Origin of the sequence: Lentzea waywayandensis (assembly GCF_900115955.1) — a bacterium.
In the GTDB taxonomy this organism is placed as follows: domain Bacteria; phylum Actinomycetota; class Actinomycetes; order Mycobacteriales; family Pseudonocardiaceae; genus Lentzea; species Lentzea waywayandensis.
Genome location: NZ_FOYL01000005.1, coordinates 469350 through 491760, shown reverse-complemented (window position 1 = coordinate 491760; position 22411 = coordinate 469350). Strand labels below are relative to the sequence as shown.

The 22411-nt window shown below is 67.7% G+C and carries 26 protein-coding genes; 18 read left to right on the top strand and 8 right to left on the bottom strand.

Annotated elements, in window-relative coordinates:
* Positions 1–17 precede the first annotated feature (17 nt).
* On the bottom strand, positions 18–518 hold the full coding sequence (locus tag BM417_RS22450; protein WP_093597550.1) for an amino-acid N-acetyltransferase: 501 nt from the start codon (positions 516–518) through the stop codon (positions 18–20).
* A gap of 145 nt (positions 519–663) precedes the next feature.
* Between BM417_RS22450 and BM417_RS22445 the strand changes: the two genes are divergently transcribed.
* The 10 genes from BM417_RS22445 (at position 664) to BM417_RS22400 (ending at position 10272) form a co-directional block, all read left to right on the top strand.
* Positions 664–1857, top strand: coding sequence for an AAA family ATPase (locus BM417_RS22445; RefSeq protein ID WP_093597548.1), 1194 nt, complete (start codon positions 664–666; stop codon positions 1855–1857).
* Positions 1844–2386, top strand: a complete 543-nt coding sequence (locus BM417_RS22440; RefSeq protein WP_093597545.1) for an RloB family protein — start codon at positions 1844–1846, stop codon at positions 2384–2386. The genes BM417_RS22445 and BM417_RS22440 overlap by 14 nt, the downstream gene beginning before the upstream one ends.
* A gap of 39 nt (positions 2387–2425) precedes the next feature.
* A complete protein-coding gene (rimO, locus tag BM417_RS22435) occupies positions 2426–3829 on the top strand; it encodes a 30S ribosomal protein S12 methylthiotransferase RimO (RefSeq protein WP_177320536.1) in 1404 nt (467 codons plus the stop codon).
* On the top strand, positions 3826–4404 hold the full coding sequence (gene pgsA / locus BM417_RS22430) for a CDP-diacylglycerol--glycerol-3-phosphate 3-phosphatidyltransferase (protein ID WP_093597539.1): 579 nt from the start codon (positions 3826–3828) through the stop codon (positions 4402–4404). The genes rimO and pgsA overlap by 4 nt, the downstream gene beginning before the upstream one ends.
* The gene (locus BM417_RS22425) at positions 4401–4877 is read left to right on the top strand and encodes a CinA family protein (protein ID WP_093597536.1); all 477 of its coding nucleotides are present in this window, start codon (positions 4401–4403) and stop codon (positions 4875–4877) included. Before pgsA ends, BM417_RS22425 begins: the two co-directional genes overlap by 4 nt.
* Positions 4878–4982: 105 nt before the next feature.
* Entirely contained in the window at positions 4983–5405 is a 423-nt protein-coding gene (locus BM417_RS22420; protein ID WP_093597533.1) for a helix-turn-helix domain-containing protein, read from the top strand.
* 358 nt (positions 5406–5763) lie between these two features.
* Positions 5764–6615: a PspA/IM30 family protein gene (locus BM417_RS22415; RefSeq protein WP_093597530.1), complete on the top strand. Its 852-nt coding sequence runs from the start codon at positions 5764–5766 to the stop codon at positions 6613–6615.
* A gap of 28 nt (positions 6616–6643) precedes the next feature.
* Positions 6644–7465 (top strand): phage shock envelope stress response protein PspM, encoded by an 822-nt coding sequence (gene pspM, locus BM417_RS22410; protein WP_093598059.1) that lies wholly within the window; start codon positions 6644–6646, stop codon positions 7463–7465.
* 236 nt (positions 7466–7701) lie between these two features.
* Positions 7702–8886, top strand: coding sequence for a uracil-xanthine permease family protein (locus BM417_RS22405; RefSeq protein ID WP_322788980.1), 1185 nt, complete (start codon positions 7702–7704; stop codon positions 8884–8886).
* 171 nt (positions 8887–9057) lie between these two features.
* The gene (locus tag BM417_RS22400; RefSeq protein ID WP_093597525.1) at positions 9058–10272 is read left to right on the top strand and encodes a glycosyltransferase; all 1215 of its coding nucleotides are present in this window, start codon (positions 9058–9060) and stop codon (positions 10270–10272) included.
* On the opposite strand, the gene BM417_RS22395 is transcribed toward BM417_RS22400, so the two are convergent.
* From BM417_RS22395 to BM417_RS22385, 3 genes are read right to left on the bottom strand one after another with little or no spacing between them, the layout of a single operon-like run.
* A complete protein-coding gene (locus BM417_RS22395; RefSeq protein WP_093597522.1) occupies positions 10253–11230 on the bottom strand; it encodes a quinone-dependent dihydroorotate dehydrogenase in 978 nt (325 codons plus the stop codon). The genes BM417_RS22400 and BM417_RS22395 overlap by 20 nt on opposite strands.
* Before the next feature lie 43 nt (positions 11231–11273).
* Positions 11274–11795, bottom strand: coding sequence for a hypothetical protein (locus BM417_RS22390; protein WP_093597519.1), 522 nt, complete (start codon positions 11793–11795; stop codon positions 11274–11276).
* Positions 11792–12349, bottom strand: coding sequence for an RNA polymerase sigma factor (locus tag BM417_RS22385; RefSeq protein ID WP_093597516.1), 558 nt, complete (start codon positions 12347–12349; stop codon positions 11792–11794). Before BM417_RS22385 ends, BM417_RS22390 begins: the two co-directional genes overlap by 4 nt.
* A 68-nt stretch (positions 12350–12417) precedes the next feature.
* On the opposite strand from BM417_RS22385, the gene BM417_RS22380 reads away from it, so the two are divergent.
* On the top strand, positions 12418–12855 hold the full coding sequence (locus tag BM417_RS22380; RefSeq protein ID WP_093597513.1) for a hypothetical protein: 438 nt from the start codon (positions 12418–12420) through the stop codon (positions 12853–12855).
* Here the strand turns inward: BM417_RS22380 and BM417_RS22375 are convergent.
* The 3 genes from BM417_RS22375 to BM417_RS22365 are packed head-to-tail and all read right to left on the bottom strand — an operon-like array spanning position 12833 to position 15703.
* Complete coding sequence (locus BM417_RS22375) at positions 12833–14071, bottom strand: cytochrome P450 family protein (RefSeq protein WP_177320535.1); 1239 nt, start codon at positions 14069–14071, stop codon at positions 12833–12835. The genes BM417_RS22380 and BM417_RS22375 overlap by 23 nt on opposite strands.
* A gap of 32 nt (positions 14072–14103) precedes the next feature.
* Positions 14104–14865, bottom strand: a complete 762-nt coding sequence (locus BM417_RS22370) for an Fpg/Nei family DNA glycosylase (RefSeq protein WP_093597507.1) — start codon at positions 14863–14865, stop codon at positions 14104–14106.
* The gene (locus BM417_RS22365) at positions 14858–15703 is read right to left on the bottom strand and encodes a ParA family protein (protein ID WP_030479497.1); all 846 of its coding nucleotides are present in this window, start codon (positions 15701–15703) and stop codon (positions 14858–14860) included. Before BM417_RS22365 ends, BM417_RS22370 begins: the two co-directional genes overlap by 8 nt.
* A gap of 33 nt (positions 15704–15736) precedes the next feature.
* Here BM417_RS22365 and BM417_RS22360 point away from each other — a divergent pair, with 33 nt between their 5' ends.
* The 6 genes from BM417_RS22360 to shbA all read left to right on the top strand — a co-directional run bounded on the left by BM417_RS22360 (position 15737) and on the right by shbA (position 20010).
* Positions 15737–16456, top strand: a complete 720-nt coding sequence (locus BM417_RS22360) for a class I SAM-dependent methyltransferase (protein ID WP_093597504.1) — start codon at positions 15737–15739, stop codon at positions 16454–16456.
* 113 nt (positions 16457–16569) lie between these two features.
* The gene (locus BM417_RS22355) at positions 16570–17139 is read left to right on the top strand and encodes a sigma-70 family RNA polymerase sigma factor (RefSeq protein ID WP_093597501.1); all 570 of its coding nucleotides are present in this window, start codon (positions 16570–16572) and stop codon (positions 17137–17139) included.
* Positions 17136–17852 (top strand): class I SAM-dependent methyltransferase, encoded by a 717-nt coding sequence (locus tag BM417_RS22350; RefSeq protein ID WP_218164519.1) that lies wholly within the window; start codon positions 17136–17138, stop codon positions 17850–17852. The genes BM417_RS22355 and BM417_RS22350 overlap by 4 nt, the downstream gene beginning before the upstream one ends.
* 85 nt (positions 17853–17937) lie before the next feature.
* Entirely contained in the window at positions 17938–18504 is a 567-nt protein-coding gene (locus BM417_RS22345) for a sigma-70 family RNA polymerase sigma factor (protein WP_093597498.1), read from the top strand.
* Between the two features lie 103 nt (positions 18505–18607).
* Complete coding sequence (locus BM417_RS22340) at positions 18608–19285, top strand: sigma factor-like helix-turn-helix DNA-binding protein (protein ID WP_093597495.1); 678 nt, start codon at positions 18608–18610, stop codon at positions 19283–19285.
* Between the two features lie 233 nt (positions 19286–19518).
* Positions 19519–20010, top strand: coding sequence for an RNA polymerase sigma factor ShbA (shbA, locus tag BM417_RS22335; RefSeq protein ID WP_407656169.1), 492 nt, complete (start codon positions 19519–19521; stop codon positions 20008–20010).
* Here shbA and BM417_RS22330 read toward each other — a convergent pair.
* On the bottom strand, positions 19991–21301 hold the full coding sequence (locus tag BM417_RS22330; protein ID WP_093597492.1) for a type I glutamate--ammonia ligase: 1311 nt from the start codon (positions 21299–21301) through the stop codon (positions 19991–19993). The two genes, shbA and BM417_RS22330, sit on opposite strands and share 20 nt — an antisense overlap.
* Positions 21302–21313: 12 nt before the next feature.
* Between BM417_RS22330 and BM417_RS22325 the strand changes: the two genes are divergently transcribed.
* On the top strand, positions 21314–22411 hold the full coding sequence (locus tag BM417_RS22325) for an amidohydrolase family protein (RefSeq protein WP_093597489.1): 1098 nt from the start codon (positions 21314–21316) through the stop codon (positions 22409–22411).

Genomic DNA, 22411 nt, shown 5'->3' with positions numbered 1-22411 from the left:
AGTAATTACTCGAAGAGTTACAACTCCAGGAGCATCCGGCTGTTGCCGAGCGTGTTCGGCTTCACGTAGCTCAGATCCAGGAACTCGGCGACGCCCTCGTCCACCGATCGCATGATCTCCTCGTAGACCTCGGGGCTCACCGGCGTGCCCTCGATCTCGATGAAGCCGTGCTTGGTGAAGAACTTGGTCTCGAACGTGAGCACGAAGATCCGCGCGAGCTGAAGCTCCTTCGCGGTCGCGATGAGCTGCGCCACGATCCGGTGGCCGACGCCCTTGCCCAGCGCCATGGGGGAGACCGCGACGGATCGGATCTCGGCCAGGTCCTCCCACATCACGTGCAGGGCACCGACGCCGAGCAGTTCGCCGTCCTCCTCGGCCACCCAGAACTCCTGGACCGCCTCGTACAGCGTGACCAGCGGTTTGGCCAGCAGAACCTTGCCCGCGTACCCGTCGATCAGCGCCTTCATGGCGCGTACGTCACTGGTGCGGGCGCGCCGCACGACTACCCCACTGGTCACAACCGTCAAGTATGAGCGGCGCTCCCGTGAGGGCTGCGGCGAGTGCCTCAGTCGGTGAAACACGGCGCTGGACACGATCACAGAGCGATCTGTGCGGTTTACTTGCACAGAACTGCCCAAAGTTGGCTCCTGGAGGTGTACTGAGGTGCTGCGGAGCTTCCGTCTGGGGAACCATCGCTCGTTCCGTGACGAGAACGAGTTGTTGCTCATGCCCGCGTACTCGAACGACCGGCTTGCGCTGCCGGTTGCGGCGATCTACGGCGCGAACGCCTCCGGAAAGTCGAACCTGCTCGACGGGCTGCGGTTCATGGCCGAAGCCGTGCGGGACTCTTTCGGAGCTTGGAGGTCTGGGGCAGGCGTGCTGCGTCACCCGTTCAAGCTTCACGCGGAGGAACGCAAGCGATCGTCCGTTTTCGTTGTCGAACTCGTACTCGATGGTGTCCGGTACACCTACGGGTTCGAGATCGATGACAAGCATGTCATGGAGGAGTGGCTGTACAGCTATCCAGAGAAGCGCAAGCGTGTGCTGTTCGAGCGAGTGGGAAATTCCTTCAAGTTCGGTGCCAAGCTTGACCGAAAGTCTTTCTGGGATGACGCTGTCGATTTCATGCAGCCAGAGGCGCTCTTTCTGAGCTTCGCCGGAAAATCCACTGTTGAGCCGCTGTCGACGGTTTACAACTGGTTCACCTCGCGTCTGGTTTTTCGACTGGATGTGTGGTCGGTGGATGAAGCGGGCATTGTGGAATTTTTGCAGGGCGATCCGGCTGTGCGTCGCGAGATTGTTTCGCTGGCACGTGTCGCAGATTTCGGGATCTCGGACGTCTTGACCGTCGAGGAAGGATTGGAGCCGGACGTCAAGCTCCGGGTGGAGCTTCGTCACGGTGCCAGCGACGAGCCCTTCCGCCTGTCTGACGAGTCAGCGGGTACGCGTTCTTGGCTGGGACTGCTGCCTTCGGTGGTAGCCGCGTTGCGGACTGGCGGCACGCTTGTGATCGACGAACTCGACGCGAGTCTGCATCCGCTGCTGGCTGCTCGGCTGGTGGGGCTGTTCCATGACCCGGCGACGAACGCCAAGGGGGCTCAGCTGATCTTCACGACCCACGACGCCACATTGCTGCATCCTCCTTATGCGAATGAGGTTCTCGATCGTGACGAGATCTGGTTCGCGGACAAGGATGGCGACAACGGCGTGAGTAGCATCTATCCGCTCACGGATTTCAAGCCGCGCAACGAGGAGAACCTGGAACGTCGCTACCTTGCTGGTCGATACGGCGCTGTTCCCGGCTTTTTCGAGGAGGATTTCGCGGCGGCGATCCGAGGTGGTAATGAGCTCGCATGAGAATTCGGATGGCCGGCGTGGGCGGCGCGCGGCTCGTCCTGGGCGGATTCTTGTCGTCAGCGGCGGTCAGCGAACCGAACCCGACTACTTCTCCGGGCTCAGGCGGCTGCGTCGAGCGCGGGTCGAGGTCAAGCACAAGGTTGACTCACCGCAAAACCTTGTGCGGTACGCAAAAAAGATCTTCAACAATGAGGAGTACGACGCTGTGTGGTGTGTCGTCGATGTCGACCAGTTCGACGTCGACGCAGCGAAAAAGCTTGCCCGGCAGAAGTCGGTAGAGCTGGCAGTGTCGGAACCGTGCTTCGAGCTCTGGCTTCTGTTGCACTTCACCGATCACCGCGCATACATCGCTGATGGCAAGGCTGCCTGCGCGCTGCTGACCAGGCGCGTGCCCGGCTACGACAAGAAGCTCGACTTCGCCAGGTTCGACGCGGCGGTGGAGACAGCGATCAAGCGTGCCAAGGAGCTGCCGCCGGGAAACCCCTCGACCGACGTGTGGCGCCTCGTCGAGGTGCTCTTGCAGCACTGAATTCAAGGTCTGACACCTGACCCGGTTACTCTGAGCGCCGTGTCTTCTCCCACCACTCCGCGACGTGTGTCGCTGCTGACCCTGGGCTGTGCCCGCAACGAGGTCGACTCCGAAGAACTCGCCGGGCGCCTCGGTGAGGGCGGCTGGGAGCTGGTGGACGAGGGCGCGGACGTCGTCGTCGTCAACACGTGCGGCTTCGTCGAGCAGGCCAAGAAGGACTCGGTCGACACGCTGCTCGCCGCGTCCGACACCGGCGCCAAGGTGGTCGCGGTCGGCTGCATGGCGGAGCGGTACGGCAAGGAGCTCGCGGACAGCCTCCCGGAGGCGGCCGCGGTCCTGGGCTTCGACCAGTACAACGACCTGGCCGAGCGCCTTCAGGACGTGCTCCACGGCAAGCCCGTCGAGTCGCACGTGCCGGTCGATCGCCGCACGCTGCTGCCGATCACGCCGGTGAAGCGCCAGGAAGCCAAGAACGACGTCCAGGTGCCCGGCCACGGCTGGGGACCGACCAAGGTCCAGCGCAGGCGCCTCGACGACGCTCCCGTGGCGCCGTTGAAGATCGCGTCCGGCTGTGACCGCCGGTGCAGCTTCTGCGCCATCCCGAGCTTCCGCGGCGCGTTCGTGTCGCGGCACCCGGACGAGATCGTGGCCGAGGCCATGTGGCTCGCCGAGAACGGCGTCAAGGAGCTGTTCCTCGTCAGCGAGAACTCGACGAGCTACGGCAAGGACCTGCCGCGCGACCAGGGTGCGCTGGAGCAGCTGCTGCCGCGCCTCGCGAGCATCCCCGGCGTCGAGCGGGTGCGGGTCAGCTACCTGCAGCCGGCCGAGACCAAGCCGTCACTGGTGGCCGCCATCGCGAAGACCGACAAGGTCGCGAACTACTTCGACATGTCGTTCCAGCACTCCAGCGAGAACGTGCTGCGGCGCATGCGCCGGTTCGGCGACACCGACAGCTTCCTCAAGCTCGTGTGGCAGATCCGCGAGCACGCGCCCGAGGCGGGCATCCGCAGCAACTTCATCGTGGGCTTCCCCGGCGAGACCGAGGCGGACCTGAAGGAGCTGGAGCGGTTCCTCACGGAGGCGCGGCTCGACGCGGTCGGCATCTTCGGGTACTCCGACGAGGACGGCACCGAGGCCGAGGAGCTCGACGGCAAGCTCGACGCGGACACCATCGCGGAGCGGGTGCAGCGGATCGGCAACCTCGTCGAGGAGCTGACCAGCCAGCGCGCCGAGGACCGGGTGGGCGACGAGGTCCTCGTGCTGATCGAGCACGAGGAGGACGACGAGAGCGACTGCGTCGGCCGGGCCGAGCACCAGGCGCCCGAGGTCGACGGCGAGTGCATCGTGCTGGAGGCCGAGGGGCTCAAGCGCGGCGACTTCGTGCGCTGCCGCGTGGTCGACTCCGAGGGCGTGGACCTGATCGTCGAGGTACTCCCGACATGACCGAGGCCCGGAAGGTCCCGCTGCTCAACGTCGCGAACATCCTCACGATGGCGCGGCTGGCGCTCGTTCCGGTCTTCCTGTTCTCCCTGTTCGAAGCGGGCGGCTTCGACACGACGTGGCGCCTCATCGCGTTCGGGATCTTCGCGGTCGCGAGCTTCACCGACCACATCGACGGCACGCTCGCCCGCAAGCACGGGCTCATCACCGACTTCGGCAAGATCGCGGATCCGATCGCGGACAAGGCGCTGACCGGGTCCGCGCTGGTGGGCCTGAGCATCCTCGACGTGCTGCCGTGGTGGATCACGATCACCATCGCCGTGCGCGAGATCGGCATCACGCTGCTGCGGTTCTGGGTGATCCGCTACGGCGTCATCCCGGCCAGCCGCGGCGGCAAGGCCAAGACGCTGGCCCAGGTCATCGCGATCGGGCTGTTCGTGCTCCCGCAGAACGACGTGCTCCAGCTCATCGCCTGGGTGATCATGGCCGTCGCGCTGGTCCTCACCATCGTCACGGGAATCGACTACGTCATCCGAGCGTTCAAGCTGAAGGCAAGGGCAGGACGGGCGGTGCTGTGACCAGCGTCGTCGAACTGCTCAAAGCGAAGAACCAGACCGTCGCCACGGCCGAGTCGCTGACCGCGGGTCTGCTGTGCGCGACGATCGTCGACACACCGGGGGCGAGTGCCGTGGTCCGCGGTGGGTTGATCGTCTACGCGACCGAGCTCAAACACGAGCTCGCGGGCGTGGACCAGCGGTTGCTCGACGAGCACGGAGCCGTGCATCCCGAGGTCGCGATCCAACTGGCCGAAGGCGCCAAGAAAAGGTGCAAATCGGACTGGGGAATCGGGCTCACCGGGGTCGCCGGCCCCGATCCGCAGGACGGAGTCGCTCCGGGGACGGTCCACATCGGCTTGAGCGGCCCTGGAGTGTCCACAGTGCGGACAATCACGGTGAGTGGCGACCGCAGAGCGGTCCGTTCCGCCGCCGTGGAGAAAGCGCTGGTCCTGCTCTCGGATTACCTGCTGGTGACCGACCCCGGGAACAAATGATGACTCCGCGTTCGTTCGCCCTTGGCGGACGTGTTCGGAAGTCAGTGCCCGTTGTCGGTGTCGATCGGTAACGTAGGGACACGGCCGGCCGGAAGGAGGCGCGCGATGACCGTGCTGCTACGCGAGGCGATCGGTGATCGACTTCGCCATGCCCGCACCAACCAACGCCGCACGCTGCGCGAGGTCTCTCGGACCGCCCGCGTGAGCCTGGGGTACCTGTCCGAGGTGGAGCGCGGCCGCAAAGAGGCGTCCAGCGAGCTCCTCGCGGCCATATGTGACGCTTTAGAACTGCCCTTGTCCGAGCTGCTGCACCACGTCGCCTCCGACATCGGCGCCGTCCAGCAGACGCCGGACACCGTGCCCGACACCGTCCCGGACGGACGTTCGGACCGCGGCAAGCTGGAAGGTGGCCGGGTGCTGCCGTCCACGCTGTCGGACGACCTGTCCGACCTGCGCCTGCAGCCCATGCTCAGTCACAGGCTCACGAGCAAGATCGGCGAGACGCCCAAGGCGGTCGTCGCGGCATAACACCATGTCATCCACGACCCCGTCCGCCGTCTGGCGGGCGGGGTCGCCTGCATTCGGGTGACATGTCACCGACTGTGGCCCCCGCCACGTGACGGTCTGCAACAAGATTGCGTCTTCGGACGTTCAACTGACAACGACGGCAGCGCGTTGAACGGCAGGCAACGGCTTGGCATCAGCACGCTGGGTCACCGCGTCCTGGGGCGCGGGTGAGGGCAGGATTGGCACGTCGTCAGGCGTGTACTCCTAAGTCCCGGGGTGGGTCAGGGTGTTCCCGGATATCTCCCCGTGTCGGTGGATACGCCGACGCACAATTGAGACGATGGATCCAACACCGGCACCGAGAAGGCAGGCGTAGGAGATGGCCAGTCCGTTCGTGAAGTTCTGGAAGTACCTGATGGCGTCGTTCTCGTCGAAGATCGACGAGCACGCTGACCCGAAGGTGCAGATCCAGCAGGCCATCGAGGAGGCGCAGCGGCAGCACCAGGCCCTCTCTCAGCAGGCTGCGGCCGTCATCGGCAACCAGCGCCAGCTGGAGATGAAGCTGAACCGCCAGCTGGGCGACGTCGAGAAGCTGCAGGCCTCCGCCCGTCAGGCCCTCGTGCTCGCCGACGAGGCGCGCTCCAAGGGCGACGAGCAGAAGGCGACGCAGTTCGAGAACGCGGCGCAGAGCTTCGCCACCCAGCTCGTCACCGCCGAGCAGGGCATCGAGGACCTCAAGACGCTGCACGATCAGTCGCTGCAGGCCGCCGCGCAGGCCAAGCAGGCGGTCGAGCGCAACTCGATGATGTTGCAGCAGAAGCTGGCCGAGCGCACCAAGCTCCTCAGCCAGCTGGAGCAGGCCAAGATGCAGGAGCAGGTCTCCGCGTCGCTGACCCAGATGAGCGAACTCGCCGCGCCGGGCAACGTGCCGTCGCTGGAAGAGGTTCGCGACAAGATCGAGAAGCGCTACGCGACCGCGATCGGGTCCGCCGAGCTCGCCCAGAACTCGGTGCAGGGCCGGATGCTCGAGGTGCAGGCCTCGACCACCCAGATGGCCGGTTCGTCGCGTCTCGAGCAGATCCGCGCGTCCATGCACGGTGGCCAGGCGAACACGCCGGCCCAGGTGACGGCGGGCAACAGCGCGGCCGCGCAGATCCAGGCCGAGATCGCGCAGCGCGTCCAGCAGGAGCAGAAGACCACGCAGCAGCAGGTCCCGCCGGCTCAGAACTGAGCGGGACAGAAGGAGCCAGCAGGTGATCATGGAGCCCTGGAGAAACCGTCCCAACAACGAGATCGTCCGCAAGGTCGTCAACGAGTTGGGTGCGTCGCTTCAGGGCCACCCGCTGGCCGAGCAGGCGCGCTACCGCATGCAGAAGTGGAACGACCCGCGCGCCAAGCTCGAACGCAAGCGCAAGCGCACCAACGCCGTGCTGACGTTCTGGCTGATCGTCATCTCGATGCTCGGCACCCTCGCGGTGCTGGGCTTCACCGGCGTGCTCGGCACGTGGGCCGCCGTCACCGGCTCGATCGGCGCGGCGGTGCCCGTCGTGCTCGCCGTGCGCAGCGGGTTCAAGCTGCGCGAGCTCGGGGCCGCCCGGCAACGGCTCGCGTTGTCGCCGCCGCCACCGCCCCGGCCGCCGCTGCCCGCGCACATCTCGTCCGCGCGCCTGCCGATGGAGAAGCTGCACGGCGCCGAGGACGCGATGACCCAGCTGCTCGTGCAGCTCGACTCGCCCGCGCTCACGTCGATGCCGACCGAGTCCGTCCAGCACGCCCGGCAGACCGCCCAGGAGGCCTCCTCGGCGATCCGCGCGGTCTCCGCGCAGCTCCAGGCCGTCGAACGCGCTCGTGACACCGCGCCGCCGCTGGAGCGGGCGCCGTTGGTCGAGGGCGTGCGGGTGCTCAGGATGCAACTGGCGGACGGCGTGGACCGCTACTGTGCGTTGGTGGCCGAGGCGGGCAAGGCCCTGGCGGCGAGCACGCAGTTCCAGAATCCGGGCGAGGTGCTGGACGACGCCACGGACCACATGGCCGGTCTCGCGTCCGCGATGCGTGATGTCTCAGGCTATTCAGCGTACTGAATGTGACTCTCTGTAATCGCGTGCGCCTATTCGGCGGTTCTCTCTGGAGATCTTTAGGGCAATCGTGTGATTATCGGACCGTTATCTAGCCGTAGCCGCTACATGGCGTGGCAGGATTCCGGGGCCGGTCTGCGGGAAGTCCGGCTGAATTGCCGGGAGGCAGTGCGTTGGCGTTGTGGACCGTGCACGGGGACGGTCGGATCACCGACAGTGAAACCGTCGCACCCCAGGAGAGGGTGAGCTGGCCGCTCACCATCGGGTTCGGAGTGCAGCACCTGGTCGCCATGTTCGGCGCGACGGTGATCGTTCCCACCGCCACCGGTCTGCCCGTCGCCACCACCCTGCTGTTCTCCGGCCTGGGCACGCTGCTGTTCCTGGTGATCACCAAGAACCGCGTCCCGAGCTACCTCGGCTCGTCCTTCGCCTTCGTGGCGCCGCTGGTGGCCGCGCGTGAACAGGGCATTTCCGCGCAGCTCGGCGGCGTCGTCGCCGCGGGCCTGCTGGTGATCGTCGTCGGCATCGCGGTCAAGGCGCTCGGCGTTCGGCTGCTGGAGTCGGTCATGCCGCCGGTCGTCACCGGCGCCGTCGTGATCATCATCGGCCTGAACCTCTCGCACCAGGCCACCTCGAACTTCGCCGAGCAGCCCCTCGTCGCCGCCCTGACCACCGCCGTGATCCTGCTGGCCGGTGTGCTGGGCCGCGGCCTGGTGTTCCGGTTCTCGGTCCTGATCGGCCTCGTGGCGATCTGGATGGGCGGCCTGGCGTTCGGCGCCGTGTCGTCCGAGCGGATCGCCGCGCTGCGCGACGCGGCGTGGGTGGGCCTGCCGAAGCTGTACCAGCCGGAGCTGCGGCCGTCCGTCGTGCTGCTGATGCTGCCCGTGGTGATCGTGCTGGTGGCCGAGGTCGTCGGGCACGTGAAGGCGGTCGCGGCGCTGACCGGCCGCAACCTCGACGGCAGCGCGGGCGACGCGATCATCGCGAACGGCCTGTCGACCGCGTTGTCCGGTCTGGGCGGTGGCGCCGGGACGACGACGTACTCCGAGAACATCGGCGTGATGGCCGTGACCCGCGTGTACACGACGGCTGCGTTCGCGTTCGCCGGTGTGTTCGCGACGCTGCTGGCGTTCTCCCCGAAGGCCATCGCGCTGTTCGGGACCATCCCGCCGGGCGTGCTCGGCGGCTGCACGCTGGTGCTCTACGGCCTGATCGTGCTGATCGGCGTGCGGATCTGGATGGACCGCGGCGTCGACCTGGCCAGCCCGGTCAACGCGATGGTCGGTGGCGCCGCGCTGGTGGCCGGTGTCGGTGACCTGACCATCGGGATCGGCGACCTGGAGATGGGCGGCATGGTCTGGGGTTCGCTGCTCGTCGTGATCCTGCACCCGGTGATGCGCTGGCTCAGGGCTGCGCGCCGTAACTAGCCACCACACCTTCGTGTGGTTTTCGTCCCTCCACTTCGGACCGATCCAGTTTCCGGTCCAGGGAGGGAGTTTCACCATGGTCGCCGCGTACTTCGTGGTGCTGTTCATGGCCTGCGCGATCATCGCGGGCAGCTTGGCCGCGACCCGCATCCGACTGCTGCGCCATCGCCGATGACGTCGCTCGCGTGGCTCATGGTTCCGCTGGCGATGATCGGTGTCGTCCGCGTGTGCGTCGTTCTGGTGGCGGCTGATCTTTACGACCTGTCGCTGCACCGCTCACGTCCGTTGCCTTACACGCCAACGGTATGGGTCGTAATCCCGGCGTACAACGAGGAGCTGTGCGTCGCCCGCGCTGTGCAGTCCGTTTTGGACAGTGACTACGGGGACGTGTCGGTGATCGTGGTCGACGACGGCTCTGTCGACGGCACGGTGGCCGCGTTGCGGCACTTCGGTTCACGCGTTCACGTTGTCTCGCAAGAGAACACGGGCAAAGCGGCGGCGATCAACACCGGCATGCACCTCGTCGGCGACGGCCTCGTGATGGTGCTCGACGCCGACTCGACGTTGTCCCGCACCGCCATCTCGAAGATGGTCGCGCACTTCGCCGACCCGATGGTGCTCGCGGCGGCGGCGAACGTGAAGATCGCCGACCAACGCGGTGTGCTGGGCTGGGTGCAGCGACTGGAGTACGCGGTGGTGCACCGGCTCAAACAGGGCTACACGGTGTTCAACTGCGAGTACGTCATCGGCGGTGTCGGTTCGATGTTCCGGACGTCGATCGTGCGTGCGTGCGGGTACTTCGACACCGACACCATGACCGAGGACATCGACTTCTCGATGAAGATCCTGTCCGTGCGGGGAAACTTCGACTGGCGCATCATCTTCGCGGCCGACGCGATCGCGTACACCCAGGCCGTGCCGTCGCTCAAAGGTCTTCTGCGGCAACGGTTCCGGTGGAAGTTCGGACGGTTGCAGGCGTTCTGCAAGCACCGCTCGCTCTTCTTCGGGAAGTCGTGCACGCGTCTTCTCTCGTGGGTGCACCTGCCGTACACGGCGGCGGGGGAGGTGCTGGTGCTGTTCGAGCCGGTGTTCATCTACGTCGTCGTCACCGCGACGTTCCAGACGGGCTGGTTCACCGGCATTCTCTTGCTGTGCGCGGTTTACACGGGCGTGGCGGTGTTCACGGTCGTCGGCGATCTGACCGAACCGTTGCGCGCCAAGGTTCCGTTGCTCGCCTTGGCGCCGTTGGCCTACCCGCTGCTGATGGTGATCGTGTTCGTGGACTTCGTGGCGGTGCTGCGCTCGCTGTTCACCGTGCTGCGCGGCTACCGTCCGGTCGGCCGCTGGGAACACGTCGAGCGCACGCTCACCTCAGTGCCCGGTTGATCCTCGACACGAGCCCAGGGCCCTCGTAGATGAACCCGGTGTAGATCTGCACGAGGCTCGCGCCGGCGTCGATCATGCGCTTGGCGTCGTCGGCGGTCGCGATGCCGCCGACGCCGATGACCGGCAGGTCGCTGTTCTTCGTGATGAACCGGACCACGTCGTTCGCGCGCCGGGTGAGCGGCCTGCCGCTCAGGCCGCCGGTCTCGCTCTGGTGAGCACTCGTGAGGCCCTCACGGCTCAGCGTGGTGTTCGTGGCGATGAGGCCCTTGATGCCGTTGTCGACGCACACCTGGATGACCTCGGCGATGGCGTCCTCGGTGAGGTCCGGCGCGATCTTGACGAGCATCGGCTTGTCCGTGGCCCGCGTGAGCGTCTGGACGAGTTCGGTGAGCGCGCCCTTGTCCTGAAGGCTGCGCAGACCGGGCGTGTTCGGCGAACTCACGTTGATCGCGTAGTAGTCGCCGTGGTCCTTCAGGGCGTTCAGCGAGTTCAGGTAGTCCTGGACGGCGTCCTCGACCGGCGTGATCTTGGACTTGCCGAGGCTGATGCCCAGCGGCGCCTTCAGCGGCGTCCTGTCGAGCTTCGCGGCAAGCGCTTGCGCACCCGCGTTGTTGAAGCCCATCCGGTTGATGATCGCCTCGTCCTCGCGGAGCCGGAACAGGCGCGGCTTCGGGTTGCCCGGCTGCGCGTGCCACGTGACCGTGCCGACCTCGACGAACCCGAACCCCAGCGCGGCCCACGCCGGCAGCGCCCGCCCGTCCTTGTCCAGGCCCGCCGCGAGACCCACCGGGTTCGGGAAGCGGACACCGAAGACGGTGCGCGGGTTGTTCTGGTTGCGGGCGAACTTCGCCACCGGGCTGAGCTTGGCCATGACGTTCAGCGTGGTCTCGTGGACCCGCTCCGCGTCGCCGCCGTGCATGTTGAACAACGCCCTGCGAACCACCTGCTTGTACACCACGCGCCCACCCTATAACGCCAGCTCAGGGTGGGCGCGCGGCCCTCTAGTTCCCGACCTCCGCGAGGCAGTCCGGCACGGGGACGCGGATCGGGCCCGTGAAGCTCAGCCCGGTGTTGCGGTTCGGCAGGTTCGAGACGCCGAGCAGCACCGAGTACCCGTCCGGGATGTCGCCGGGGCTCATCGTGACCGAGCCGTCGTCCGAGATGCGGGGAGACACGTAGCCGCCGAGGAGGTCCATCTTGGTCTCGTCCAGGTCCGCGCAGTCCCGTGACATCGGCACGGCCTTCGCGCCGATGCCGTACTCGCGCAGTTTCGCGTTGGCCGCGTCGACGCCTTTGATGTCCCGGATGGTGACCGTGACGCTGCCGTCGGCGTTCTTGGTGACCGCGTAGGCCTCGCTGCTGTTGCTCGTGACCGCGACGGTCGCCGCACCGGCGATGGCAAGCGCACCGGCGGCCACCAGCAACGGCCGTGCGGACCTCCTGTGCTGTTCTGGTGCCTCTTCGACCGTCTGACCGTGCTCCCGCATCAGGTCGTCGAGCAGGTTGTCCTTGAACGTCGTCATCGCTGTCCCCCGTTCGGTGCCAGGTCGCGGACCTTGCCGCGCGCCCGGAAGAGCCTGATCCGCAGCGCGCCGGACGACATGCCCAGCACCTTCGCCGCGTCCTTCGGTGTCATGCCGACCAGATCGACGAGCTCGATCACCTCGCGGTCGGCGGGACTGAGCGCCGCCATCGCGGCGATGAGCTCACGGCCTTCCCGTTCCGCGTCGATGCGCGTGACCAGGTCGGCGATCTCGTCGGTGTCGAGCACGCGCCGTCCGTGGATGCGCGCGACCACGTCCCGGCCGCGTGTGACGGCCTCGCAGTGCTGTGCGAACACGCGCCGTGCGATGCCGAGAACCCAGCCTCGCGCCGTGCCCCGGCTGCGGTCGAACGTCGCGAACGACGTGATGGCCGCGACGAACGTGTCCGCGGTCAGGTCGGCGGCCGTCTGCGGGTCCGCGGTGCGCCGCGCGAAGTACGACGTGACCACGTCGAACTCGGCCTCGTAGATCTCCTCGAACGCACGTGCCGCGCGAGTGGGAGACGGCGGTGGTGGATGTCGTGGGGCTGTCATCGGCTGACTCACGCTAATGGTTGCCGACTTCCAGCCACGCCGTTACGCCCGCTGGGCATCATTGAGGCATGGGGGATCTCACGGACGAGGCGCGCGCTCTGCTCGCAGGCGGTGCGACCACACAAGAGGCGTTCATCGCGCTGTGGCGGCCTGACAGGCCCTACTACGACGTGACGCTGGCTGTCGGCGTGGCAGTCGGCAACTCGGTCGAGAACATGGTCAGGCGCCTCGAGCCGAAGTCGGCCTGGTCCGGCGAGCCGGAGGCGGACGAGATCGACACCTGGGCCGAGACGCTGGAGGCGTCCGGGTACTTCGACCTGCACGCCGGGCTGTCCGCGGCACAGGAACCGGTGGCGAAGGAGCTCTGGCGCGACTTCCGGACGCTGTTGCCGATGCCGTCCGGGGTCGGCCACCACTTCCTGCGGCTGATGGACGCGGGTCACCTCGACGAGGCCCGGCGTGAGCTGGAGCGGCTGCGCGCCGTCACATCGGCTTGGGCACCTTGATCGTCGCCTGCTCGTCCAGCGGCATCCGCGGCTTCGTCCGGAACGTGATCGGCAGCCCCCGCAACCCGCGGCTCCCCAGCGACACCCGCCACCCCAGCGGCTGCGAGGTGTCCAGTGCCAGCCCGGCGCAGCGCTCCAGCAGCGTCCGGAACGCCACCTCGCCCTCCAGCCGGGCCAGCGGCGCGCCCAGGCAGAAGTGGATGCCGTGCCCGAACGCCAGGTGCTGGCGGTCGGCCCGTTCGATGTTGAGCTGGTCGGCCCGCGGGTAGCGGTTCTGGTCGTGCTCGGCCGAGGCCAGCGAGAGCAGCACGACGTCGCCCGCCGGGATCTGCGCGCCGCCGATCGTCAGCGGCTGCGTGGCGAACCGCAGCAGGTGCGAGGTCGGGCCGTCGAACCGCAGGAACTCCTCGACGGCGCCCGGCAGCAGGGACGACGAGCGTTGCAGCAGTTCGAGCTGCTCGGGGTTGCGCAGCAACGCCAGCGCGCCGTTGCCGACGAGGTCGACGGCGGTCGTGTAGCCCGCCACGAGCAGCAGGAACGCCAGCGAGGCCAGTTCGCTGTCGGACAGTGCGGACTCGCCGGTCGCGCGGGCCAGGCCGCCGATCAGGTCGTCGTCGCCGGACGTCCGCTTGTGCGTCACGAGGTCGCGCAGGTAGCCGGAGGTCTCCTCACGGGCCGAGGACGCGTCACCGTCCGCCAGCCCGGTGACCACGTCCGCCCAGTAGCGGAAGTTCTCCTGGTCGACGGCGGGAACGCCGAGCAGTTCCATGATCACGGTGATCGGCAGCGGCGCCGCGAAGTCCGCGATCAGGTCGCAGCGTCCCGAGTCGGCGAAGCCGTCGGCCAGTTGCGCGGCCACCTGCTCGATCCGGGGACGCAGCGCGGCGATGCGGCGGGGCGTGAGCTGGCTCGACACCGCGCGGCGCAGGCGGGTGTGATCAGGCTCGTCGCTGTTCATCATGTGCTCGGACAGATCGCCGAACCACCACGACGCGAAGTGCGGATGACCGCGCAGGGGTTCGGTGAGCGCCGAACCGTGTGAGGACAGCAGCGGGTTGTCCAACGCGGCGCGCACGTCGGCGTAGCGGGTCACGAGCCACATCGGCACGCCGAAGGTCTCGACCCGGTGCACGGGGCCCGCGTCGCGCAGGCTCTTCAGCACGGCATAGGGGTCGTCGGTGAAGCCGGGGCGCAGCGCATCCAGATTTACCGCCATGCAGGGGGACACGGCCGGGAGTGCGTCGCGGTTCAATCCGACTGGCATTTTGGGCAGAAGTACACAAATCTTGCGTCGATCTCGTCCGATCGGACTCTTGTGCCGCAACGCAAACAGGGTTTGCCGGTCCGCTCGTAAACGTAGTGCTGAACGCGCCGGTCGCCGGTGGTGATCTGTTCTGGCCGCCACTGGTTGGCCTGCAAGAGCTTGCGTGACAGCGCAACCGCACGTGAGGCGTCCACAGATGACACCGGAGCCGTCGGGAGAACGCCCAACAGGAAACAGACTTCCGCTCGGTAGAGATTGCCGACGCCGGCCATGATCCGCTGGTCCAACAATGCGAGCCCGACTGGCCGGGAAGGATCGGCGGTCAACCGCTGAACGGCCTCAGCGGCGTCGAACTCATCTGCCAGAAGATCAGGTCCGAGATGTGAGATGAGCCGATCCTCGTCCGAGGTCGGCACGAACTCCATGTCGTGCAGCGCGAATCCGATGGCCTGCCGGTCGTCCACCTCGAACACCGCGCGGGCCTGGTGCGCGGGACGGCGCCAGCGCTCGCCTGGCCGGTAGAGGTGCCACGCGCCGTCCATGCGGAAGTGGCTGCGCAGGCTGTTGCCGTCGGAGAACCGGGTGAACATGTGCTTGCCGTACGTCCGCACGCCGAGCACGTCCAGCCCGGTCAGCTCCAGCGTTGACAGGCGGGGGTGGCGCAGCTCGCCGCGCCGCAGCGTCTTCCCGGCCAGTGCCTCGTGCAGGCGATGGCCGGCCAGGAAGACGGTGTCCCCCTCAGGCATCCACCGCTTCCTGGATCTCGTCGTCGTCGAAGTCGTGGTGCACGGCCCGGCGCCGGCTCCGCGAGATGCGCTGGATGCGGGCGAGCAGCAGGTTGAACGCCAGCGCCACCTCACGCGCGCCCGGCGTGCCCCACTCGTGGATCGGCATGCACGCGCCCTGTGCCTGCTGCACGGCGAGACGGTCCGGCAACGCCACCGGCATCACCAACGGGCCGAAGATGTCGCGTAGCTCCTCGATGCGGAACTGGTGCTCGTGCGAGCGCGGCCGCACGCGGTTCACCACGACGCCCAACGGCTGCAGGTCGGCGTTGTTGCTCTCCCGCTCGTTCTGCACCGCCTCGAACGCCCGCTGCACGCCTGCGACCGCGAACATCGTCGGTTCGGTGACCAGCAGCGCGCGGTCGGCCGCCACCAGCGCCGACCGGGTCAGCTGGCCCAGCGACGGCGGGCAGTCCAGCAGCACGAGCTGGTACGGGAACTCGTCGTACATGTCGCGCAACGTGCGCAACGCGTCTTTCAGACGATGCAACCGAGACTCGTTCGGATCCGGGTGGTTGAGCAGCTCGGCGTCCTCGGATCCGGACAACACGTCGATGCCGTCGCCCCACCTGCTCGGGCGGATCGCCTGCTCGACGTTCTCCTCGGAGGGATCTTGCAGGACGTCGTAGATGCTGGCCTTGGACTCCTCGGGCTCCAGCGTCGACGTGGCGTTGCACTGCGGATCGAGATCGATCACGAGCGTGCGGACGCCACGGCGCAGGGCGGCAGAGGCCAGGCCGAGCACCACCGTCGTCTTGCCGACGCCTCCCTTGAGGCTGAGCACGGACACCGTATGCACAGACCTACTCTAGGGTCTCCTACTCTGTTGGACATGCGACCGGACGCCGTACAGAGGGTGCTCGACGCCGAATTGGCCGCCGCACGCGAGCGCAGGGGTGGAGAACCACCGCGTGTGCTCGACGTCGGAGGCGGCAGCGGTGTCTGGGCCGTGCGCCTAGCCGCAGCGGGATGCGCGGTCACGGTCGTGGAGCCTTCGCCGAACGCTTTGGCCACGTTGAACACCCGTGCGCGCGAGGCCGGTGTGACGATCAACGCGGTCCAGGGCGACACGGACTCGTTGGGTGTTCCCGCTGGTGAGGCCGATCTGGTGCTGGCGCACGGGGTGCTGGAGGTCGTCGACGACGCACCGGCCGCGCTCGCCTCGCTGGCCGCCGCCGTGGCACCGGGCGGCGCGGTGTCGGTGCTGGTCGCGAACCGGTTCGCGGCGATCCTGCACCGCGCGATCGCCGGCCGTATCGTCGACGCGCGAAGGTTGCTGGACGACGACGCCGGTCAGCTCGCGGGCACGCGTGACCCGTTGCAGCGCCGGTTCGACGTCCCGGGTCTTGAGAAACTGGTTCTCGAGGCGGGGCTTTCTGTCGAGCTCCTGCAAGGACATGGCATCGTCTCCGATCTCGTGCCCGGTGTGGTGCTGGACGCGAATCCGGGTGCCGCCGACGCGCTCGCCGAGCTGGAACTGGCCGCGGCCACGCGGTCCCCGCTCCGGGACGTCGCCGCCCGGCTGCACGTGCTCGCCCGCCGAACCGTCTGACTGTGACCTTTCACCCGGCATTGCATTCGGGACTTTTATGACCCTGATGAGTGGTCCCAAACAAGGCGGCGGCGAAAGATAATGGCTCCGCCGCCGACGTAGGGACCAACGCGATGGAAAGTTCCGACCTGCTGGCCTCATTGGTCAACGAGGCCGTAGCGGGTGACCGGCATGCCGTCGAACGGCTGCTGGCCTCCGTGCGACCACTCGTGGCGCGGTACTGCCGTGCGCGCGTCGGTCGCAATGAAAGGGCGTACGCGTCGGCTGACGACGTGGCGCAGGAAGTCTGCCTGGCGGTGCTGACGGCTCTGCCCGCCTACCGTGAGCAGGGAAGACCGTTCCTGGCGTTCGTGTACGGCATCGCCGCGCACAAGGTCGCGGACGCGCATCGGGTCTCGGCGCGCAACCGCTCCGAGCCCGTCGCCGAGGTGCCGGACGGGCCGTCGCTGACCGTCGACCCCGAGGAGAACGCGCTGCTCGGGTCGCTCTCGGTGCGGCTGGGCCAGCTGCTGCGCGGGCTGCCGGACAAGCAGCGCGAGATCTTGCTGCTGCGCGTGGTGGTGGGGCTGACGGCGGAGGAGACGGCCGAGGCGACCGGTTCGACGCCGGGGGCCGTGCGGGTGGCACAGCACCGTGCGCTGGCCAAGCTGAGGACGTCCGTGGGGGTCGAGGAGCTGATTTGACCGGTGCCTTCTACGACGGACTGGCAGGGACGTACGACCTGATGTTCCCGGACTGGGACGCGTCGATGGCCCGGCAGGCGTCGCAGCTCGCGGAGTTCATCCCGAAGGGCGCGCGCGTTCTCGACTGTGCGTGCGGCATCGGCACGCAGGCGATCGGACTGGCTCTGCGCGGCTATGAGGTCGTGGGCACCGATCTAAGCCCCAAGGCGGCTTCTCGGGCCGTTGTGGAGGCCTCTGCGCGTGGCGTCACGCTGCCCGCGTTCGCCGCCGACATGCGCTCACTGCCGTTCGCCGATTCCTCGTTCGACGTCGTGCTGGCCGCGGACAACGCGCTGCCGCACCTGCTGACCGTCGAGGACGTGCTGGCGGCGTTGCGAGAGATGCGGCGCGTGCTCCGTCCCGGTGGCCGGCTCGTCCTCTCGACGCGCGACTACGACGCGATCCGCGGCGAACGGCCGTTGTCGACTCCTCCGTCCGTCGGGCCGGGGCGGGTCGTGTGGTTCCAGCTCTGGCATTGGGACGGCGACCAGTACGAACTGGAGATGTTCCAGCTGCACGAAGCCGACTCGTGGCGCGTTGTGGTGAGCAAGGCACGGTATTGGGCGATTACCCGTCACGAAATCACTGAATTGGCTGAACGCGCGGGTTTCGATTACGGGGAGTGGTCACTCCACGCCTATTACCAACCGCTCTTCGTTGCTGCAAACGGGTGACGTTTGAAGTTTCTCCCTACTTTCCGCATAAGGAGTGACGCGTCGCACGTCTCCTCCACGGGACGTCGACGAGGGGACGCTTCGGATGGAGAGTTCGGCTTTATCCGCAGAACTGGTGAGCCTGGCCGTGCAAGGCGAGCGCAGGGCCACTGACCAGCTACTTCGCTACCTGCGACCGCTGGTGGTGAAGTACTGTCGCGCGCGTGTAGGACGTTCCGCGACAACTGCGGACGACGTTGCGCAGGAGGTCTGCCTGGCCGTGCTGACGGCCCTTCCGAACTATCGGGAGCAGGGCCGGCCGTTCCTCGCGTTCGTCTACGGCATCGCCGCGCACAAAGTCGCCGACGCGCATCGGGCTCTGGCTCGTAACCGTGCGGAGCCGGTGGCCGAGGTGCCCGATCAGGAGGTGCGAGGCGCCGGACCGGAGGAGTTCGTCCTCCGCGACGAGCTGAACGGCACCCTGGGGCGACTGCTGCACCTCCTGCCGGACAAGCAGCGCGAGATTCTCGTGCTGCGCGTCGTGGTGGGGCTGTCCGCGGAGGAGACCGCGGAGGCCGTGGGATCGACGCCGGGTGCCGTGCGGGTTGCCCAGCACCGCGCGCTTGGTCGCCTTCGCAAGGAAATCGCCGCATTGGCTGTCCCGATCGGGTGACATTCGTTTGCATTTGTGACGATTCGTGGCGAGTGCGTGGGGTGGACGCACCCAAACGACATACCTAGAGGGCAGGAAGACACCGACATAGGGACCAGGGGGCATGGGAAGTTCGGACTCAGCGCTTGCCGCCGACCGGCTGCGCATCGACGGGGTGCTCGTGCAGCACTTCCGCGAGTCAGGGCTTTCCGGGCCGCGCTGGGACCAGTTCCACCGCCAGCTTCTCGAGTACGGCCTCATGATCGTTACCAAGCTCGTGCGGTCGGGGGCCATGTTCTCCCGCTGCGGGCGGCACGGTCGCTACCTGCACCAGCAGGAGATCTCGCTGCAGGAGGCCGAGGAACTGGCGAGCGACGCGGTCTACGAGGGGTTCGTCTACTTCCGCGACCGGGGCTTGCTCGGCAGGGAGTGGGAGGTCGAGCGCGGACAGCCGTTGAACGAGTACTTCGTCAACGCGTGCGTGCTCGCGTTCCCGAACGTCTACCGGCGCTGGCAGACGCAGGCGCACGGCTGGCAGGACGTACGGCTCGTGGACACCCTGGCCTCGCTCGAAAACGTCGTGGCCGAGGGAACTCCTGAGGACGCGGTCATCGAACAGCAGGCCGCGAACGCCGCGTTCGCGACGCTGAGCGAGGACGGCAGGCGGTTGCTCTTCCTTCATGACCAGGGCTATTCGCATGCGGAGATCGCCGAGTTGGTGCGACTCACCCCGCGCGCGGTCGAAGGACGGATCCGGCGGGCGCGTCTCGCGGTGCGCCGGCGTCCAGAAGAGGAACGGTGATCTGCGTGGAGTTCACACCCGGCCTGCACCGCAAGGTGCCCGCGGAAGCCGTCAAGGGCTCTTCCGTCGGTGGGCCGGTCTCCGCTTCCCCCGGCGTGGTCGACGCACTGGTGGGACGAACTGCCGTGGGCGAGAAAGAGCCGGTAGACGCGCCCGCGCCGTCGTACTACTCGAGTCGGCCCGAGAAGGCCGACGACCACGTTGCGCGCGCTGTCGCCGGCGATCGCGCCGCCATCGAACGGCTGCTCGGCACCATCCGGCCGTTGGTCGTCAGGTACTGCCGTGCGCGCGTTGGATCGTTCGCGTCGGCGGACGACGTTGCACAGGACGTGTGCCTGGCCGTGCTGACCTCGCTGCCGTCGTACCGCGATCAGGGACGTCCGTTCCTGGCGTTCGTCTACGGGATCGCGGCGCACAAGGTGGCGGACTCGTTCCGCAGCTTCTCGCGCAACCGCGCCGAGGCGGTGCCCGAACTGCCGGAGTCCATGGACACGGCGGCAGGACCCGAGCAGCGGGCGATGCAGGGGGAGCTCTCCGAACAGATGGCGACGCTTCTGCGCGTGCTGCCCGAGAAGCAGCGCGAGATCGTCGTGCTGCGCGTGATGGTGGGGTTGTCGGCGGAGGAGACGGCCGAGGCGGTCGGTTCGACGCCCGGCGCGGTGCGGGTGGCCCAGCACCGGGCGCTCTCGCGGCTGCGCAAGGAGCTCAATAGCGCCAGCGAGTGACGTTGGCGATGCCCTGCGGGCTGGCGTCCTTGTACCGCTCCATCTCGCCGCGCCGCACGTCGGCGATCGTGCCCGCCAGCTCCAGGCCGAACGCCTCGGTGAGCACGGTGTCCTTCTCGAACTCGTCGACGGCCTCCTTCAACGACGTGGGCAGCCGCTGGACGTCACCGAGCAGCGCGGGGTCGACGTTGAGGCCGTCCGGGAGCACGGCCTCGGTCGCGATGCCGTCCAGGCCGGCCGCGATCACGCCCGCGACGACCAGGTACGGGTTCGCGGTCAGGTCGAAGCACTTGATCTCGAGGTTGTCCCGGATCAGGCGCAGAGCCGTTTCGCGGTTCTCCTCGCCCCACGCCACGAACGGTGCCGCCCACGTGTTCGGTACGAGCCTGAGGTAGCTCGCGAGAGAGGGACAGCCAATCGCGCACAACGCGCGGAGGTGGCTCAGGACGCCCGCGCTGAACTGCCTGGCCTCGTCCTGGAAGCCGTCGAAGAGGTTCGTGCCGTCGCGCCACAGGCTCAGGTGCAGGTGGCCGCCGTTGCCGACGCCGCCGTTGACGACCTTGGGGGAGAACGACGGGCGCATGCCGTGCCGGATCGTGACGGCACGGATGGTCTCCTTGACCAGCACGGCCGTGTCGGCCGCCGCCACCAGGCCTTCCGGCGCGGTGGAGACCTCGAACTGACCGGCGGCGTACTCGGGGTGGAACTGGAGGACCTCGACGTCCTGCGCGTCCAGGGCGTTGAGGAGGTCGACGCAGTAGTCGGACAGCTCGACCTGGCGGGCGTGGCCGTACGCCGATCCGCTGGTCGCGGGGGCCCAGTCGTCGGTGCCGGTCTTGCCGACGCACCACTCGATCTCGAAGCCAGCCTGGGCGGTGAGGCCTTGGGCGGCGAGGTTCTGAACGGCCTTGCGGGCCTGCAGGCGCTGGTCCATCGGGTAGGGGACGCCGCTCTGGAAGTGGCGGTCGGCGGGCGCCCAGGCCCAGCCCGGCTGACCCGCCAGCACCGTGAGGCGGTCGAGGTCGGGGTGCAGGCGCAGGTCGCCGACCGGTCCGCCGGCGAACCGGCCCTGGATGATCCAGTCGTCGAACAGGAACACGTCGAACACCGGTGACGCGCCCACGCCGTGCGCCGCCGCGTGGGCGAGCCTGCGCAGGGGAACGGACTTGGTGCGGGTGATGCCGCTGTTGTCGACCCAGGTGAGCGCCACGACGCTCACGTTCCTCGCGTTGAGCCCGTCGAAGAGTTCCGTTGCCTGATCGAACCGCTGGTCCCGTTCCGCAGAGTCCACGATCCTAAGGTTATGGGCATCTTGCCGTTCGTCGCCGAACTCGGGCTGATAGATCACCACTGCCACGGTGTGCTGCGGGTCGACAGCACGCGCCCGGAGTTCGAGTCGCTGTTGCTGGAGGCCGATGCGGTCTCTCCGCTGGGTGGGTCGTTCTTCGACTCGGCGATCGGGTTCGCCGTGCGGAGGTGGTGTGCCCCGTTGCTGGACCTGCCTCGGCACGCGTCGGCCGAGGAGTACCTCGAACGGCGGAACTCGCTGCACATCGCCGAGGTGTCGCGGACGTTCCTGATGGCGTCCGGGATCCACACGTTCCTGGTGGACGGCGGGTTCCAGCCGGAGCGGTTGTTGTCGGCCGCCGAACTGGCCGGGCTGGGCGGAGGTGTCGCGCACGAGATCGTGCGGCTGGAGACACTGGCGGAGTCTTTGAGGCCTTCGGTGTCGCCCTCGGAGTTCCTGGTGGCCGTTCGGTCCCGGCTCGCGTCTTCTTCGGCGGTGGGGGCGAAGTCCGTTGCAGCCTACCGGATCGGGCTGGGGCTTTCGGGCGTGCGGCCCGCCGACGCCGACGTGGAGCGGGCGGTTTCGGCGTGGTCGACGGGCCGGCTGGAGGACCCGGTGGTGATCACGTGGCTGGTGTGGGAGGCGTTGGACGCCGGGCTGCCGTTGCAGTTCCACGTCGGCTATGGCGACTCGGACATCGATCTGCACCGCTGCGATCCGTCGTTGCTGACGCCGTTCCTGCGCGCGACCGCGGGGCTGGGCGTGCCGGTGTTGCTGCTGCACAACTACCCGTTCCATCGACAGGCCGGGTACCTCGCGCAAGTGTTCCCGCACGTGTTCTGCGACCTCGGGCTGGCGACGCACGGACTGGGGCATCAGGCGTCGCGCGTGTTCGCGGAGGCGCTGGAGATCGTGCCGTACGGGAAGTTCCTGTTCTCGTCCGACGCGTTCGCTCTGCCCGAGTTGTACTACCTCGGCGCGTTGCTGTTCCGGCACGCGTTGTCGGACTTTCTGGCCGATGGACTGCGGCGCGACGCTCTTGCCGAGGAGGACGCTCATCGGATCGCCCGGCTCATCGCGTCGGAGAACGCGGCGCGCGTGTACAAACTGTAG

Bases quoted from the DNA above. Each gene is read 5' to 3' on its own strand.
- BM417_RS22440 (WP_093597545.1), top strand. From the start codon at position 1,844: ATGAGCTCGCATGAGAATTCGGATGGCCGGCGTGGGCGGCGCGCGGCT.
- pgsA (WP_093597539.1), top strand. From the start codon at position 3,826: ATGACCGAGGCCCGGAAGGTCCCGCTGCTCAACGTCGCGAACATCCTC.
- BM417_RS22420 (WP_093597533.1), top strand. From the start codon at position 4,983: ATGACCGTGCTGCTACGCGAGGCGATCGGTGATCGACTTCGCCATGCC.
- BM417_RS22415 (WP_093597530.1), top strand. From the start codon at position 5,764: ATGGCCAGTCCGTTCGTGAAGTTCTGGAAGTACCTGATGGCGTCGTTC.
- pspM (WP_093598059.1), top strand. From the start codon at position 6,644: ATGGAGCCCTGGAGAAACCGTCCCAACAACGAGATCGTCCGCAAGGTC.
- BM417_RS22400 (WP_093597525.1), top strand. From the start codon at position 9,058: ATGACGTCGCTCGCGTGGCTCATGGTTCCGCTGGCGATGATCGGTGTC.
- BM417_RS22390 (WP_093597519.1), bottom strand. From the start codon at position 11,795: ATGACGACGTTCAAGGACAACCTGCTCGACGACCTGATGCGGGAGCAC.
- BM417_RS22385 (WP_093597516.1), bottom strand. From the start codon at position 12,349: ATGACAGCCCCACGACATCCACCACCGCCGTCTCCCACTCGCGCGGCA.
- BM417_RS22380 (WP_093597513.1), top strand. From the start codon at position 12,418: ATGGGGGATCTCACGGACGAGGCGCGCGCTCTGCTCGCAGGCGGTGCG.
- BM417_RS22375 (WP_177320535.1), bottom strand. From the start codon at position 14,071: ATGGCGGTAAATCTGGATGCGCTGCGCCCCGGCTTCACCGACGACCCC.
- BM417_RS22370 (WP_093597507.1), bottom strand. From the start codon at position 14,865: ATGCCTGAGGGGGACACCGTCTTCCTGGCCGGCCATCGCCTGCACGAG.
- BM417_RS22360 (WP_093597504.1), top strand. From the start codon at position 15,737: ATGCGACCGGACGCCGTACAGAGGGTGCTCGACGCCGAATTGGCCGCC.
- BM417_RS22355 (WP_093597501.1), top strand. From the start codon at position 16,570: ATGGAAAGTTCCGACCTGCTGGCCTCATTGGTCAACGAGGCCGTAGCG.
- BM417_RS22345 (WP_093597498.1), top strand. From the start codon at position 17,938: ATGGAGAGTTCGGCTTTATCCGCAGAACTGGTGAGCCTGGCCGTGCAA.
- BM417_RS22340 (WP_093597495.1), top strand. From the start codon at position 18,608: ATGGGAAGTTCGGACTCAGCGCTTGCCGCCGACCGGCTGCGCATCGAC.
- BM417_RS22325 (WP_093597489.1), top strand. From the start codon at position 21,314: ATGGGCATCTTGCCGTTCGTCGCCGAACTCGGGCTGATAGATCACCAC.